The organism is Salegentibacter salarius (genome assembly GCF_900168265.1).
In the GTDB taxonomy this organism is placed as follows: domain Bacteria; phylum Bacteroidota; class Bacteroidia; order Flavobacteriales; family Flavobacteriaceae; genus Salegentibacter; species Salegentibacter salarius.
Window position 1 is genome coordinate 84,858 of record NZ_FVZF01000010.1, and the last position, 16,836, is coordinate 101,693.

Consider the following 16,836-nt stretch of genomic DNA (forward strand, 5'->3'; position numbering starts at 1 on the left):
TTTTATTACTCCAGAACAATCAGCCTACCATCAATAATTAATTTTTTGAAATCCATACTATCTTTTATAAACTGGAAAGTTTCTTTTTGATAAATAAAGACGTGGGTAGGATCCATTCTATAGCGCCAATTCTTAAAATCAAGGTCACCATTATAGAGTAGCGTCATAAGGATTAAAGCCCCTTCAGGCTTTAATAATGATTTTAATTTCAAAAATTCAGCTCTGGGATTGTAAAAATGTTCCACTACTTCGCAAGCAAAAATATAGTCGTACTTTTCTTCCAGAAGGTCTGGAAAATTAGCAAAATAAGGATCATACTTTTTAACGATATAATTATGCTGTTCCAACATACTGGAAATTACGGGGCCAGTTCCTGAGCCAAAATCAAGGCCTTTATCTAAGGGACTAAAATTCTTGAGGATATAATGGGTAATGGGGGACGTAAATTTTTGATAACGCTCATCGGTAACATCATTATTATGTTCCAGGTATCTTGATTTTTCATAAATGCTATCAGGCCACAATTCCTTTCTCTTCACTAGCGCCTTACAGGTACCACATTCGTAATATTCCGGATCCTTTTCTTTACTTAATAAGTTTTGGCATAACGGACAAATCATTGCTTAACTATTTAAAAATTGTGATGGGTTCTTTACACTTGTTATTTCAAGACGGTGCATTGCCCTGGTACAGGCCACATAGAGCATTTGACGATCCGGTGCGGTTTTGTAATTTTGCTGGGTACAATTAGGCACAATTACCATATCAAATTCAAGGCCTTTTGCTAAATGAGCAGTGGTAATCACCACCCCGCTTCCAAATGCCACACTTTTTCCATCGAGCAAGCTTACCTGGAACTTTTCTTTTAGCTCCTCGTAAAGTTTGTTAACTTCCTTTTGTGTCTTACAAATAATCCCCAGGGAATTATGATCGCCATTTTTAAAGTTTTCAATAAGCTCTTTTATGTAGCTCAATTCCTTTTCTTTGGTTTTAAAGCTATGTACCCCGGGTTCGCTTCCGTGACGCTTTAGGGCTTCAACCTCAATCCTGTCACTTATTCTTTTAGAAAATTGAGTAATCTCATAAGTAGACCTATAACTTTTAAGCATGGTCATTGCCGTAGAATCCGGAAATATAGACTGTATGGTTTTAAGATCTGAAGAACTAAATGGATTCACAGATTGGTTAATATCTCCCAGTATCGTTTTTTTACAACTGAATAATTTAGAAAGCACTTTATACTGAACCGGGGAATAATCCTGCATTTCATCAATAACCAAATGTTTTACTTCCGTAAAGGAAGGAAGTCCTTCTAATTTCATTTTTAAATATAACAAGGGATAAACATCACTATATTCATAAGTTGCTCCTTTGCGCATTTTCAGCAAATCTTTACGGTCCATCCATTCGTAGAATCCTTTGTAAAGCATCCTAAGATTAGTTGAAGGGAACATTTTTCTAATAGTGGTATGAAGCTCTGTGCGCTCCTTACCTTTCACCTCGTATTTATAATACATAAAGGTGTGATTTACAATTTCGCGAACCACTTCATTAAATCTTTTAAGAATAGGCAGGCGATGGTATTGTTTAAATTTCTCATCAATAAACCAGGCCGGAACCGGATTTTTATTGATAAAAATATCCTGAGGTTGAAAAGCCTTATTTTCCAGATGAACCAGGTATTCATCCATCTTTTTAAGGATATCCTGCGAGGACTTGAACTCGATACGTTCAATTAATTTTTCATTGGTGCGCTCTAACAACTCCGAGACCTGCTCAAAAAAGCTTTGAAATTTAATTTGATAATCAAAAAGATGATCTGCGATTTCTTCAAGGCTGATCTCTTCTACGGTTTCTTCACCTAACTCAGGAAGAACATTAGAAATGTAGCTTGCAAACACCTTATTGGGGGAAATGATTAAAATATCTTCAGAGGAAATATCATCTTTAAATTTATATAAAAGAAAAGCAATTCGGTGTAGTGCGATAGAAGTTTTACCCGATCCGGCAACTCCCTGAATAATTAAGTTTTGGGCCTCTTCATTACGGATAATAGCATTTTGTTCTCGCTGAATGGTAGCAACAATATTTTTCATTTTACTGGAAGAAGCCTGTTTTAATTCCTTTTGAAGCACCTCGTCCTGTATGGCAATATCATTATCCAGCATATATTCCATTTCCCCGTTTCTTATCCTGAATTGTCTTTTTAAAGACATCAGGCCATCCACTACCTTTTCCTGGGTTACGTAGGATGAAGGACCAGGTTCATAATCGTAGAACATACTGGAAATGGGCGCACGCCAGTCATAGACCAAATTTTTATTGGTATCCTCATCTTTGAAATTATGCACCCCTACATAAATTTCATCTTTTGCGGCTTTGTTATCTTCTTTAAAATCCAATCGCCCGAAATAGGTGACATTTTTTAAACGTAGCAAACGTTTCTTTTTATCCAGGGATGCCCGCCCCAGCATTGCCATATTGGAAACCGACTCTCTAACGGCATTTTTTTCCAGATGGTCCATATCGCGTTTATGCTCCTGCATATGTTCATTGGCATCCTTAATATCTCGCCCCTGTTTGCTCAATCTTTTTGTAATGTTAGTAATGGCGAGGTCTATTTTAGCCAGGGTGTGTTTTAATCGCTTTTTTTCTAAATTTTCCTGTTCCATCTATTTTTAAATTTTAGCGCAATCCATGCATAAAGAAGCATTGGAAATATTCACCTTGCTCATCAGAATTTCCTTACCACATTTTTTACAGGTCCCCATCTTGGCCCTATTTAATTTCTCCAGAAGTTTGAATAGTTTTTCTATTCTTTTTTCTGTTTTTTTAATTGCCAGACGGTTCACATTAGATTCTTGTTTATTTGCAATGCTTATATTCATATCCTTTTCTCGTGGCAGAGCTTCTGGAAAAGAATGATAAAGTTTAAGGACCTTTTCTTCTTTGGCTATTTCTTCAAATACTCTTTCAATTAATTCTTCTTTTTTCATAATCTATTATCATCAAAACCGTGGTATATCCCCCCGGAAAACTCAGGATGTATATAGATAATTTGCCATAAGTTTAGCCGTCTTCCTTTAAAGTAAGACGGCTAAATTTTAAGTTTTTCAGGTTTTAAATTTTATCGGTTGCTACTTTATAATTCGGATCCTCAATGATATTTACTTCAATAATTGCATCCGCATTACTTAATAGCCTCCTGCAATCTCCGCTTAAGTGTTTTAAATGTAATTTTTTACCTTGTTTTTTATAGCGCTCTGTTAATTTGTTCAGAGCTTCTATTCCCGACATATCTACAACCCTACTTTCAGAAAAATCAACTACTACGTCTTCAGGGTCATTTAGAACATCAAATTTGTCACTAAAAGCCTGCACAGATCCAAAAAATAAGGGTCCATATATTTCATAATGCTTTACACCTTCTTCATCAACTCTTTTGCGCGCTCTAATTCTTTTTGCATTGTCCCAGGCAAATACCAATGCAGCTATAATAACACCTACTATTACAGCTAATGCAAGGTTATGAAGTACGATAGTCACCACGGTAACCAAAACCATTACCAAAATATCTGACTTAGGCATTTTGTTTAGGGTTTTTAAACTGGCCCACTCAAAGGTCCCAATTGCTACCATGATCATTAAGCCTGTCAGAGCAGCCATAGGTACTTTTTCAATTAAACCTGCTCCAAACATTACGAATATTAAAAGCATAACTGCAGCTGTGATCCCTGATAATCTAGCTCTGGCTCCGGAAGAGACATTAATAAGACTTTGCCCAAGCATGGCACAACCACCCATACCACTAAAAAAACCTGAAAGGATATTAGCGCTGCCCTGCGCCACACATTCTTTATTTCCCCTACCGCGAGTTTCGGTAATTTCATCAACAATGTTTAGGGTTAAAAGACTTTCAATTAATCCTACCCCGGCCATAATTGCAGCATAGGGCAAAATGAGTAAAAAAGTATCAAGATTCAAGGGCACCATAGGTATATGAAACGGAGGAAAACCACCTTGAATAGAGGCAATATCACCAACAGTTTTTGTTTCAATTCCAAAAGCAAGCACAATCCCAAAGGTTACTAAAACGGCTACAAGAGTTGCGGGAATAGCTTTGGTTAGTTTTGGAAGTCCCCAAATAATAAGCATAGTAATCAATACTAATCCAAGCATTAAAAATAATTGCGAACCTTGCATCCATACTAAATCACCAGTAGCATTTTCTACTTTAAACTGGTTTAATTGAGACATAAAAATAATAACGGCAAGACCATTTACAAATCCAAAAATTACAGGATGTGGCACCAAACGCATTAGTTTACCTAGACGCAATAAACCCGCAACAACCTGGATAATACCAGCCAATACTACAGTTGCAAAAACATATTCTGGGCCGTGACTAATAGCTAATGAAACAATCACTACAGCTACAGCTCCGGTAGCTCCTGATATCATACCTGGTCTACCTCCCAGGATTGCAGTAACAAGCCCCATAACAAAAGCAGCATATAAACCTGTCAAAGGTGACAGACCAGCGATTAAAGAGAACGCCACTGCTTCAGGTATCAAAGCCAGGGCTACTGTTAAACCAGCTAGTATTTCTGTTTTATAGTCAACTTTTTGACTGAAATCGAATAAATTTAAATATTTTTTCATCTGTTATAATTGATGGTTTTTGAGTTATTTATCTTTAATGGGATAGGTTGTAAAGAACAACTAATACATTTACGGCTTGTAGGAGATGATATTAGTCTCCTGATATCACGTTATTGCAATTTTCACATCTGATTTTTTTGTTTTGCATTACTAGATCAAGAAGCCTTACAAGCTCTTGAAGATGCTTACCTAAGTTAAACTTCATAAATTCTATATTTTTTTTCCTTTCAATTTCTTTGGAAGTAATCCAGCCCCAATTTTCAGTTTTATGTAACAGTGGATCTTTCCTTGATTCATAGGAAGCCAGCATTCGATCACAATTTTCGATCTCTTTAAATATCGCTTCGACTATAAAACCTTTCTTTTGCTTATTTTCCATAGGTATGATTTTGATAGAGTCTTACCGATTCATAGGTAAAGGGGTATGACAGCTTTGTAAGTACTATTTCAAAAACTTCAATACGTTTTGTTCGTAAAGAAGCGGCCAGGCAGGATAAGTAATATTCCCACAATAAAAGACCGTCTTGTGGAAATTCAGCTTTTAATTCATCGCTCTCATTTTGAAGGTTTAAAAGCCAGTTTACCACGGTAATATCGTATTGTAATCCAAAACTTTGAAGATCTTCTAATTTTAAAACAGTGGGAATCAAATTACTCTTTTGTACAAATGATGGTAAAATTGAGGAAGGAAAAATGTGATCATTCAGCCAGGGATCATTGCCGTTATTATCACCGGTTATAATATTTAATAAACTGATTCCTTCTTCATATAAAAGTTGATCTATTTTAAACTGAACTCTGTCAAAATCAGCATTAACAGTATTATCAAAGAGGTCCCAACCAACTATTTTATTAAATTTCTCAAATACCGAGAAAAAATCCTTCTTCTCAACGCGCACATTTAGTGATTTACAAGTTTGATTAATATATTTAGATTGCCGGTTCGACGGATTTAGCGCGACTACTTCAACATTATATTTAGAAGCTGCATAGAAAGCAAAACCTCCCCAACCAGGAGTTATATCCAAAATTTTATCTCCGGAAGCAATTTTTAATTTCTTGCAAATGAGATCGAATTTTTGCTTTTGTGATTCATTAGAAGAGTAAACCTCCTGCCAATACCCCGAAGAAGTATTTAGGTTATTTCCCAGGATCGAGGTGAGCAGGTTTTCTTTGGTGATTGAATTATAATTTCTATGCTCAAAGTCTTCAGGAAACTTATTTTTTAGAACCTTCAATTTCATATTGAAATTTTCAGAAAAATAAGATTGGGTTTCCTTATTAAAAAAGAGCCTGTGAAATAGGCCGGTAAGATCCCGGCAATACCAGTACTCTTTAAAAAATCCCTCGGCGAGTCCCAAAGAACCTTTATTAAGGAATAGAGAATAGAATTTATCATTCCTAACTTGTAAGTCAAAAGTATTTCCACCATTAATGGTGATGTCTGCTTTTTCTAATAAATCGTTTACGATTTTTTTAGAATTTGTCATGCTGTTAGATCTAAATGTGTTTCAAAGAGTAGTTTTTAAGTTATAGTGTGAAATCAGGAATAATGTGGGAATAACTATGGTGGAGTAACAAAAACCAATGGCTGATTACATAGTAGATTTTCCGGTCGGAAAGTCGTTTCTAAAAAAGTAATTATATATATGTTGAAAATAATTTCCATAACTAGGAAAAAATAAAAAATGATAGTAATATGAATAAATTATATTATCCGAAAGTATAGGCTTAATGCCTCGGATATTTAGGGGGGAGTAACTTTAATAAATTTAAAAGTCTTTGTTTTATTCATAACGGTGGCAAAAATAGAGTAAAAGAAAGGTATAACCAAACCTACCTGATTTTAAGTCTCAAAAATTGAAGATTATACAATTTTAAGTTAAAATAATAAGTATTTGGAAAGGTAAAATTACTTCAAGAAAAAGGTTCTAATTGATCAGCGGTTGCATTTAATGCAAAGATAAAGGTGGCAATTATAATAGAGAAAAGTGTAGAATTATTTTCCGTCAAATCAAATTCTATTTTTATTTAAAGATAACAATTTGATTTATAATTATACTTAAATCCAAACAATGCTAATTAATGTTAATTTTTATGAATTTATGACTCTGCTAAAATGTTGTACCTATGTTGTACCAAAACAAAAAAGCCGACTCTTTCAAGTCGGCTTATCCCTTTGTGCGGGCGGAGAGACTCGAACTCTCACACCGTAAGGCACTAGATCCTAAGTCTAGCGTGTCTACCAATTCCACCACGCCCGCATTTCAATATGTGTTGCTTTAACTAAGCGGATGCAAATATACATAAATGTTTCAATTCACAAATAGTCTGGAAATATTTTTTTTACCTTTATCTCAGTTAAAATTTCTAGTATGACGGATATTAAAAAATATGTTGAGGAAAATAAAGACAGATTCCTTAGCGAACTCATTGATTTACTGAAAATTCCATCCATAAGCGCCGATTCAAACTACAAGGATTCCATGATAAAAACTGCAGAAGTGGTGAAAAAAAATTTATTGGAAGCCGGGTGTGATTCCGCCGAAATTTGTGAAACTCCGGGTCATCCTGTTGTTTATGGAGAAAAAATAATAGATAAAAACCTGCCTACGGTTTTGGTGTATGGTCATTACGATGTGCAACCACCAGATCCTTTAGACCTTTGGAACTCCCCTCCCTTTGAACCAGTAATCAAGGAGACCGAAATTCATCCCGAAGGTGCTATTTATGCTCGTGGCGCCTGTGACGATAAAGGCCAGATGTTTATGCACGTAAAAGCGCTGGAATATATGACCAAAAACAATGAGCTTCCCTGCAACGTGAAATTTATGATTGAAGGCGAAGAAGAAGTGGGTAGCGAGCATTTAGGCTGGTTTATAGAAAACAACAAAGAGAAACTTGCCAACGATGTGATCCTTATTTCCGATACCGGGATGATCGCCAAAGACACACCTTCTATCACCACGGGACTTCGCGGACTTTCCTATGTGGAAGTTGAGGTTACCGGGCCAAATAGAGACCTGCATTCAGGTTTATATGGTGGCGCTGTAGCAAATCCTATTAATATTCTTAGCAAAATGATTGCATCTTTAACCGATGAAAATAATCATATAACTATTCCCGGTTTTTATGATAAGGTTGAGGAATTAAGCAAAGAAGAACGCGCTAAAATGGCGGAAGCTCCTTACGATGAAGAAGCTTACAAGAAAAAAATTGATATTGATGATGTTTACGGGGAAGCAGGTTATTCTACTTTAGAGAGAGCTTCTATTCGCCCAACTTTAGATGTAAACGGAATGTGGGGTGGTTATATTGGGGAAGGCGCAAAAACAGTGCTTCCTTCAAAGGCTTACGCAAAGATATCTATGCGATTGGTACCCAACCAGGATTGGAAAGAAATAACCCAACTCTTTAAAAAACATTTTGAAAGTATTGCGCCAGAGGCGGTTACTGTTGAAGTAAAACCTCATCACGGCGGCCAGGGCTATGTAACTCCAATAGATAATATTGGCTACCAGGCAGCGAGTAAAGCTTATGAAGCTTCTTTTGGAAAAACCCCAATTCCGCAGCGCAGTGGCGGAAGTATTCCTATTGTTTCCCTTTTTGAGAAAGAACTAAAAAGCAAGATCATTTTAATGGGCTTTGGCTTTGATACTGATGCCATCCACTCCCCTAACGAACATTTTGGCGTGTGGAATTATTTAAAAGGCATAGAAACTATCCCATGGTTCTATAAATATTTTACCGAGATGAGCCAGGAGTAAATTGTTTGGTAGATAAAGATTATTGAAGTGAGGTGGTTTGAAAAACATACGTCATTCTGAACTTGATTCAGAATCTAGGTTGTTAGTAATTAAACATGTTAGATCTCCGAATAAATTTCGGAGCAGGCTCTGAAATAAATTCAGGATGACGTCTATTTTCAGGATAGCTTGAAGAAACTGAACTTTTCAAACCACCTCATTTTCTTTAAAACTGCTTTCAGAAAAAAATCAAAATATCCGGGAATTAGATTTAGTATATTTACAGGGATTGCTTACTAATGCTTTCTAAACTATGGAGAAAAAAATACTCATACCTTCCAACTTTACCAAACACGCCTGGAATACCCTCGTTTATGCTTTAAATCTTTATAAAAGTGTGCCCTGTACCTTTTATATATTGAATGCTTATAAAATACCTACGAGAATTTCTCTGAACCGAAATCAAAATGCCGAACTGGAAGCCGCAAAGGCCGAATCTGAAAAAGGCTTGCAGAAGATTATGCAGGGATTAAATTTTAGAAAGGAAAACGAGAAGCATACTTTTGAAACTATTTCCCGCAACAAGGATCTTGCTGATGCTATCCAGGAAACCGTAGACACCCATAAAATAGACCTGATCTTGATGGTTTCCCGTGGGGAAAATGTTTCGATTAACGCAGCTTTTGAAAATGAAATTTCAGAGGTAATTCAAAAGGTAGAAGATTGTCCTTTTTTGGTGCTACCCGAGCAAATGCAAGACCTTCCGGAAACAAACCGGGAAATTGTTTTCCCTACAAATTATAAATTTCCGTTTAAAAATAAAGAGGTGGCTGCACTTATAGATATGGCCAATAATTTAAATGCAAGCATCAGGATCCTGTATATTGATAGCGATGGGAGAACGCTTAGCAAAGAGCAGGAACAAAATAAGGAAATGCTAAAAACCTACTTTGCCGAACTGGATTTCAGCTTCCATAAACTCACTCAAACTACCGTTACTACCGGTATTCATTTATTTATTGAAAGCAGGGAAAGTAATTTCCTGGCACTTTATAAACGCAAACAGGGCTTTTTCAGCAAACTTTTCTCGCAAAGATTCAAAGAGGAAATTGATTTTAATCCGAAGGTACCGGTACTAATTTTAAAGGAATTGGAGTAAAAAATCAGTAATAAACATATACCTCTTTGCATCATTTCACAAAGAATTAAGTCTCCTTAAACACTGGTTTTCAGCAATACTTATTAATTTGAAAGCCAAACCACAACCAATCAATAGAGATGAGTTACCTACTAGTTCCGTTAGGGTTATTTATTCTTATAATTGCTCTTGTAGACATTTTTAAAACTATTCTTTACATTAATGGTGGCGGAAGGTTGTCTTCCTTCACCGCAAGAAAAATATGGTGGGTGTATTTTAAAATGGCCCGCGGTAAGGGAAAAGCACCTATTCTAAATTTTGCCGGTGGTACCATTTTAATAGGCCTCGTGGCAATGTGGATCTTTCTAATTTGGGTAGGTTATAGCTTAATTTTCCTTTCAGACCCCAACTCGGTTTTAGAAAGCAGTACCGGTGAAAATGCCGATATTATTGGGAATATTTATTACGTAGGCTATACGCTCACCTCTTTAGGAAACGGAGATCTTAGGGCCGGTAGCGACTTTTGGCGTATTATCTCTAACATTATGGGGATGAACAGTATGATCTTTATAAGTTTGGGAATATCCTATTTACTGCCCGTGCTTCAGGCTGTTGTAGATAAAAGAACCCTTGCTGTTTATATTTATCAACTGGGAAGATCTCCTAAAGAAATTATCAATAAAGGTTTTAACGGAGAAGATTTTTCGCCGCTCTATTCCCGCTTACAGAATTTGGAAACTATGCTTTTAAAACACGGGGAGCATCACCTTGCCTATCCTATTCTGCACTATTTTCATACCCATAAAAGATCGCATAATATAAGGTTGAACCTCGCTATATTAGATGAAGCTTTAAATATCCAGGAAGCTTATCATTTAGATAAATCGGCTAATGCATTTACCTGGCGCGTCTTGCGCGGGGCGATGGATAATCTGGCGGTAAGGCTTCATGAAGGCTATACCTCCCCGGCTGACGACCCGCCGGACTTTGATTATTTTAATGATCTGCCCGATGAATTAAAGAATAATTTTGAAGAAGACCCCGGGATACCCCAGGATGATGACTTTAACAAACGCCGTGGCAAATTGCTGGGTTATATTAAAAAAGATGGCTGGGAGTGGGAAGACGTGGTGGAAGAGAAATAAATGGGGTTATTAAAAAATCGTATCGAAAACTCACTTCCTGCCTCTCGATCTCACGTAGCCCTACTTTAAATCAGGTTGTACGGCAGCTGGCTTCTCGTTTCTTCCTGCATTTACTCTTTTAAAAGAAGCCATTAACAGCACATAAAAGACAATAGAAAGGATAATATCGAAGAAAAACTCCCCCGAATCTTCCCCAAAGAAATCATTGATACTATACCAGAGATCCAGCGGAATTACAAACATGATTATTTTAAAAACCAGTCTTATCAATACAGCGAATAGAACCACCCAAAGTCCATTCACAAAGGATAGCGAAAGATAGCGTTTTAGGAAATCGCGGTTATCTCCTTTTTCATTTACCTGAAATACTAAATAAGTTCCTACAATGGTGATCAATAACTCCAGGATAATATAGGAGATCTCCCAGCCATAATGCGAAAAATCATTTGTTTCGGGAAAAGTGGAGGCCAATGTGAGCATTACCAGGAAAACCAGTAAATACTGGTAAGAAATTGATTCGGTGATCTTATTCTGAATTAATAATCGTTCCAGTTTTTTAAGGTTAAGCCAGATCATAGTTTAAGGTTAAGTTTTTCTGCTATGGATAATTAACTTTTAAAGATCTAAATACTCCCTTAATTCTCTGTAAAGTTTAGACTGCCCAGAAGAACCTGGAATATAATTTGTTCGATTCAACTCTTCTTCCTCAATTTCTACTTTTTCGAATTCATTAATGAACTCTTCCTTGGTTACAACTTCACCAATTTTACCGAACTTTGGATAAAGCAGTCTTAAAATTCTCATCAATGCTAAAAACCCAGTAGATTTGTTTAAAATCATTTCAGGTTGCACTTCATTCCAGGCATTAGGCCATTTTTTGCTAACAGCGTGGAAGTAATTCCATAATATTTGAGCGATTAACGCGTCATCTTCCTTGACGAAAATATTCCTAAATGGTTTTCTTACTAATTCTGAACCTTCAAATTTATCTAGTTTTTTACCTCGCTTATATAGATCTCTATCGATCATTGGATCCTTTGAATAAAAATCTATCAGAGCAGAAGAAAATGTAGCTTGGGTTATAGATTCTTTTTCTTTATCGTTGGCTGTACCTAAAATCTTAATTTTACCTTCAAATGGACTACCTTCTTTAGTATCTAAGGCCCTAATTATATTGTGAGCAGTCTTTTGAGGACTTCTATATTTTGCAAAAGCAAATAAATCTGCAACAAGAGATTTATTAACTTTTGTCTGGGTTTTATTGATAGTTGCAAATACCAGCGCTTGATCTTCTAATTCCATTCCTACAAAAATTGTGATAATTGTTTGAAACTCTTTATCTTTTTGATCAAATGCTTCTAATCCAGCTATACGATGTTGACCATCTAAAACCTTTGCTACATTCTCTTTATTTTTAATTTTTAAAGAACCATCTTCAATTTCTATATTTTCGGGCTGTACGTGTAAAATTATACTATTAGGAAAAGTTGCGTCAATAGTATTTACGTATTTAGAAATTTCATTAACTCTTTTATGTGATAAATTTCTCTGAATTCCAGTATATATTTCAACATCTCTATCTTCAGAATCAGATTCTAATCGGCGAATATCTGTGTAAGTAATTCTAATTAAATCATCTTTCTCGATAACGCAATTATATAGCGTTCCAATTGGTTGTTTAACCTCTATGTATGGTAAATTGATAAACTCTTTCATTAATCTTATTTTAAAGTTGAGGCTATACTTTGAATATTTCGCTTTTGGGCTTCGTGAACATCCAATTTAGTTCCGTTCATTATTATACTTTTATAAAAGAGTAAAAGGGTTAAAACAAATATTATTAAGGAAGAATATTTTATAAATTGATAATTTGTAACGCTTCCTACTAAAAATAAGGCGTAAAATAGAGATGCAAGACCTCCAACAATTACAGAAGCATATCCTAATAATGCAAATTTATCTAAATTTTGAACCTTAAAAGTCCAGAAAACATAGGTTGCAGATGATATTAATGAAACTGAATATATATAAAATTGGCCATCTTTAATGAATGTATCTCCTCCTCTCCAGATTATATCTGGTAAAGCAAAAATTAACCAACCGAGAAGGAGAGGGAAAATATTTCCAAATAAAATCCAAATGAACTGAAGTAAACTTTCCTTATATGAATCTTCAAGTTCTTGCCATTTCTGCTGTTGTTTTTTAAACCAGCTTTTCATATTAAAAATTTCTAATAACCAATTCATTTATTTTTGTTGTTTTACCTTTAGATCGTATAGAACGATATGTGGAAAGTTCTATAATATTAAAATCTTCATATGTTTTCCTGATTAATGGTAAATCAGGATATGAAAGAATTGTTCTCACATTTTGATTTGCTAAATTTTCAAATAAAAGAAAAACTTTTTCTTGTTCGTTTAAATGAAACCTTTTTTTAGTGTAGTGCTGAAAAAACGCTGTTTCACTAATTGGTGGATAAGGGGGGTCTAAATAAACTAAATCTTCTTCCTCAACCATACCATTTATTCTTTCAAAAGTATGAGATTGGATCTCGGTAGTTTCTAATTTTTTTGAAATGTTTAGTAAATCATTTACGGTAGGTAAGGATGGATTTGATTTACCAAAAGGAACATTATATTCACCTTTCCGATTAACCCGAAAAACACCGTTGAAACTAGATTTATTTAGTAAGATAAAATTAGAAGCCTGTTTATAAGTATACGAATATTTATTTTTATTAAAATCTTCTCTGATCTTATAATATTCAGCTTCACTTATTTTCCCATTCTTTAATTGGATACCTTTAAAAATCCTCCCCGGATTTTTTTTAATCTTTTCATAAGTATTAATCAGATGTTTATTTACATCAGAAATATATGATTTATCAAAATTCTTATTTAAGAATAATGTTCCACCACCTATAAATGGCTCGAAATATTTGTTAACTGTATCTTCCTTTGGAAAGTACGGGGAAATCTGTTTTAATTGTTTTTGTTTTCCACCTGCCCATCTTAAAAATGGTTTAATTTTATTTTCGGTTTGAGTCATTTGGTTAGTTCACGAAGCGAGATTTATTTAAAGGCTAATTAACTAATTTAAAAGCATAAATAAAATTTTTTTGGAATTAGGATAGTTTTAAGCTCAGTAACTTCTTACGCAACTACAGATAAAAATATGGTTTTAGCCAGTAGACGGAGTATGGGCAAGGATTTGTTGGATTATTATTTTTTTGGTCAAGTTAATTATTTTCTTACTAAAGTTTCCGTCTATTTGCGATTAACCGTTATTGTGCGACTTGGTTGTTCCTTGATTATTGGGGAGGATCGATATTAAAAGAATGACTAATTTTCCTTCCCAATCTATTAAGTTTCTCGGCATCAATCAAAAACTCCTCAAAATCTCGACGTGTAATGTTATCTAATAGTCTCAATTGATTCCAGTGATTATTTAATTCTTCACCTCCGTCGAGAAAATTTTGTCTTTTTTCGTTATCGTCAGGAATTAATTGTAATGCACTAATTACTGCAGTCGCTACACCCAAACCAATACCAATTTGTTCCTTAGTATCTTTTGGTTTAAAAGCGGCAACTGTGGCACCACCTACAATACCTATTGAAAGGTTAGTCCAATTCAGCCATCCTTTGTTGTGACGGACATCATTAAATTCCTCTTGTACTTCTTCCATTTCTCCATCCAATTTATCAACAATATGATTACCCCAAATATGATAATCTACATTTTGAGCTGATTTTTTATTTAAAATTGTTTGTTGCGAAGAACAGGATAAAAATAAAAAGGATAATAAAATAATTACTGGTAGATAATTGGTTTTCATAATATTAAAGGTTAGTTGGTTTTAAAAGATAAAAAATTGCTTTAAAATTATTGCGCTCAACTCGTTATTATACCATCCCCCTATTTCTAAGACAGGAATTCTATCCGAATAAGCGTTTAAAGTTTTTCATAAAACTCACACGCAAAAACTTCCTGAATAAACTTACTTATTCCAAAAAATTCAGAAATATGAGATTTTGATACAACAAACAGCCTGTAGGGATGGCTGTTTTGGTAGATTATTTCATAATAATTTACCGCTGTTAAATTTTTAACAATATAAGAAGAAGATTAAAATTTTGTAGGAATTTGCTGAGATTTTTTTTCAACTGCGATAGAGTCTTTAGCAGAACTTAGATCCCCGATAAAAAATCGGGGCAGGCTCCGAAATGATCCCGAAGCTTCGTGACAGGATGACGATTTGAAAAAAAATCAAACTGGTAAGTCGCTTCGAGTTCATTTCATGTTAGAAGCTGAAACAAGTTCAGCTTGACGGGAATATATTATTCAGATAGTCTCGACGATATAACTAATATACCCCGAAGTTAATTCTAGATAAAATCTGAAACATTCCGAAGCTTCGGGACAGCTTGAGGGAAGCTAAATAGGAATAAATCCAATATTTAGTATTTTTTCCTTTTATAGCTTAAGAAATAACTTTAATTTGGCCGTATGAAAGATGTCAAATTTGCGATAACCGATATTGAAACCACGGGCGGTGGCATTAAAGGCAATAAAATTACCGAAATTTGCGTGCTGGTGGTTCAAAATGGAGAAGTGATAGACGAATACACTTCCCTGGTAAATCCCGGGACCGAGATTCCCCTTTACATTGAAACCCTTACCAATATTAATGACGAGATGCTTGTTGATGCGCCTAAATTCGATGAGATAGCTCCAGAAATTCAAAAGATCACAAAAGATTGTGTGTTTGTAGCGCACAATGTAAATTTCGATTACAACATCATTAAAGCCGAGTTTGGGAGTTTAGATATGAGCTTTCAGCGAAAACGCCTGTGTACCGTTAGGCTGGCTAAAAAGCTTATTCCGGGGCTGTTTTCTTATAGTCTTGGCAATATTTGTACTTCCCTCAATATTCCGCATTACGACAGGCACCGGGCAAAGGGCGATTGTGAAGCTACGGTGACGCTTTTTCAACGTTGTTTAGCCCTGGATCCAGAATACGAGACATTCGAAAAAATGCTAAATCAGAAAACCGCGGCCTCGTACCTGCCACCAAATTTTAAAAATTCAGATTTCGAAAAATTACCTACTTCCACCGGAGTATATTTCTTTAAAGATAAAGATGGTATCCCAATTTATATTGGCAAGGCAAAAAATATTAAGAGTAGGGTAAAATCTCATTTCCAGGAAAGATCTAATCGCAAATATAAAATGATGCAGGCCACGTATAGTATAGACTACGAGCTTACCGGGAGCGAAGTGCTTGCCCTGCTGCGGGAATCGGCCTTAATTTTAAAATATTTCCCCGAATTCAATAAAGCCCAGAAGAAAGTAAGCCGCCCATATACGCTTACCTCCTATCACAACCAAAAAGGGATCGAGCAGTTTGTAATTCATAAAAATAAGGTTTCGCCGGTAAGCTGGATGAAGTTCTATACCCGCGAAGAAGCCGTAAAATTCCTGGAGTTTCTTTGCCAGGAATTTGAGTTATGTCCCAGGTATTGCGGCTTGCAAACCGGCGTAGATCATTGCAGCCATTATAAGATTAAAGACTGCAGCGGGATGTGTAAAGGAGAAATAGAGCAGCACGAATATAACCACCGGGTTTCTAAAGCGGTAGATTATATTCAGCAATATGAAAATTCATGCTTGCTGGTGGAAAAAGGAAGAACCAAAGCCGAAAAATCTTTTATTTACCTGAAAAAAGGCCGGTATGCCGGTTACGGCTATATAGAAAATTCAGATGATTTTAATGTAGATCAATTTGAGGATTACCTGATTCCGCAGCAAAATTCAAGCTATGCCGATAGGATTGTAAATAAGTATTTAAGTGCTAAAAAAAACCTAAACAAATTAGCGCTTAACCCGGTGGAAGAATTGGAAGAAAGAGAAACAGAAGAGTGGTTTGGGTGAATAGCGTTTTAAATATTTGATTTTTCATTTTTCCATTGATGAAAACCCTTTGACTGCTCTCAGGGTAACCAGGCCAAAAAAGTCCAGGCTTACAAAACTCTTCAAATATTCAAGTTACATCTACGGATTTTCCCATTATGACCTGACTCATAAATTAGCAGAAGGACAAGGCAGATATTTGTAATGAAAAATTGTTCAACTTAAAAGCTATTAT

Annotated in this window: 15 protein-coding genes and 1 tRNA gene; 4 read left to right on the forward strand and 12 right to left on the reverse strand. The window is 35.3% G+C overall.

The features are described 5' to 3' along the window. Positions 1-5 precede the first annotated feature (5 nt). The 7 genes from B5440_RS07615 to B5440_RS07645 all read right to left on the reverse strand — a co-directional run bounded on the left by B5440_RS07615 (position 6) and on the right by B5440_RS07645 (position 6,926). The gene (locus B5440_RS07615) at positions 6-620 is read right to left on the reverse strand and encodes a class I SAM-dependent methyltransferase (protein WP_070052794.1); all 615 of its coding nucleotides are present in this window, start codon (positions 618-620) and stop codon (positions 6-8) included. Positions 621-623: 3 nt separating this feature from the next. Further along, entirely contained in the window at positions 624-2,672 is a 2,049-nt protein-coding gene (locus B5440_RS07620; RefSeq protein ID WP_070052792.1) for a HelD family protein, read from the reverse strand. A gap of 6 nt (positions 2,673-2,678) precedes the next feature. After that, positions 2,679-2,996, reverse strand: a complete 318-nt coding sequence (locus B5440_RS07625) for a hypothetical protein (protein WP_070052790.1) — start codon at positions 2,994-2,996, stop codon at positions 2,679-2,681. Between the two features lie 124 nt (positions 2,997-3,120). Further along, positions 3,121-4,662, reverse strand: a complete 1,542-nt coding sequence (locus B5440_RS07630) for a SulP family inorganic anion transporter (RefSeq protein ID WP_070052788.1) — start codon at positions 4,660-4,662, stop codon at positions 3,121-3,123. Positions 4,663-4,753: 91 nt separating this feature from the next. Further along, positions 4,754-5,041 (reverse strand): hypothetical protein, encoded by a 288-nt coding sequence (locus tag B5440_RS07635; protein WP_070052786.1) that lies wholly within the window; start codon positions 5,039-5,041, stop codon positions 4,754-4,756. Further along, a complete protein-coding gene (locus B5440_RS07640; RefSeq protein WP_070052784.1) occupies positions 5,031-6,152 on the reverse strand; it encodes a class I SAM-dependent methyltransferase in 1,122 nt (373 codons plus the stop codon). Before B5440_RS07640 ends, B5440_RS07635 begins: the two co-directional genes overlap by 11 nt. A gap of 692 nt (positions 6,153-6,844) precedes the next feature. Then, positions 6,845-6,926, reverse strand: a tRNA-Leu gene (locus tag B5440_RS07645). Between the two features lie 111 nt (positions 6,927-7,037). Here B5440_RS07645 and B5440_RS07650 point away from each other — a divergent pair. The 3 genes from B5440_RS07650 to B5440_RS07660 all read left to right on the forward strand — a co-directional run bounded on the left by B5440_RS07650 (position 7,038) and on the right by B5440_RS07660 (position 10,691). Next, positions 7,038-8,429, forward strand: coding sequence for a dipeptidase (locus B5440_RS07650; protein ID WP_070052782.1), 1,392 nt, complete (start codon positions 7,038-7,040; stop codon positions 8,427-8,429). A 292-nt stretch (positions 8,430-8,721) separates the two neighbouring features. Then, a complete protein-coding gene (locus B5440_RS07655) occupies positions 8,722-9,567 on the forward strand; it encodes a universal stress protein (protein WP_070052780.1) in 846 nt (281 codons plus the stop codon). A gap of 119 nt (positions 9,568-9,686) precedes the next feature. Further along, entirely contained in the window at positions 9,687-10,691 is a 1,005-nt protein-coding gene (locus B5440_RS07660) for a potassium channel family protein (protein WP_070052779.1), read from the forward strand. Between the two features lie 60 nt (positions 10,692-10,751). Here B5440_RS07660 and B5440_RS07665 read toward each other — a convergent pair whose 3' ends face one another. The 5 genes from B5440_RS07665 to B5440_RS07685 all read right to left on the reverse strand — a co-directional run bounded on the left by B5440_RS07665 (position 10,752) and on the right by B5440_RS07685 (position 14,526). Next, positions 10,752-11,267 (reverse strand): hypothetical protein, encoded by a 516-nt coding sequence (locus B5440_RS07665; RefSeq protein WP_070052777.1) that lies wholly within the window; start codon positions 11,265-11,267, stop codon positions 10,752-10,754. A 39-nt stretch (positions 11,268-11,306) separates the two neighbouring features. Beyond that, complete coding sequence (locus B5440_RS07670; RefSeq protein WP_070052775.1) at positions 11,307-12,407, reverse strand: DGQHR domain-containing protein; 1,101 nt, start codon at positions 12,405-12,407, stop codon at positions 11,307-11,309. Positions 12,408-12,412: 5 nt separating this feature from the next. Beyond that, the gene (locus tag B5440_RS07675; RefSeq protein WP_157823635.1) at positions 12,413-12,910 is read right to left on the reverse strand and encodes a hypothetical protein; all 498 of its coding nucleotides are present in this window, start codon (positions 12,908-12,910) and stop codon (positions 12,413-12,415) included. Position 12,911: 1 nt separating this feature from the next. Beyond that, complete coding sequence (locus B5440_RS07680) at positions 12,912-13,739, reverse strand: DNA adenine methylase (RefSeq protein ID WP_070052773.1); 828 nt, start codon at positions 13,737-13,739, stop codon at positions 12,912-12,914. 262 nt (positions 13,740-14,001) lie between these two features. Then, positions 14,002-14,526, reverse strand: coding sequence for a hypothetical protein (locus B5440_RS07685; protein WP_070052772.1), 525 nt, complete (start codon positions 14,524-14,526; stop codon positions 14,002-14,004). 671 nt (positions 14,527-15,197) lie between these two features. Between B5440_RS07685 and B5440_RS07690 the strand changes: the two genes are divergently transcribed. Further along, a complete protein-coding gene (locus tag B5440_RS07690) occupies positions 15,198-16,622 on the forward strand; it encodes an exonuclease domain-containing protein (protein WP_070052771.1) in 1,425 nt (474 codons plus the stop codon). Positions 16,623-16,836 lie beyond the last annotated feature (214 nt).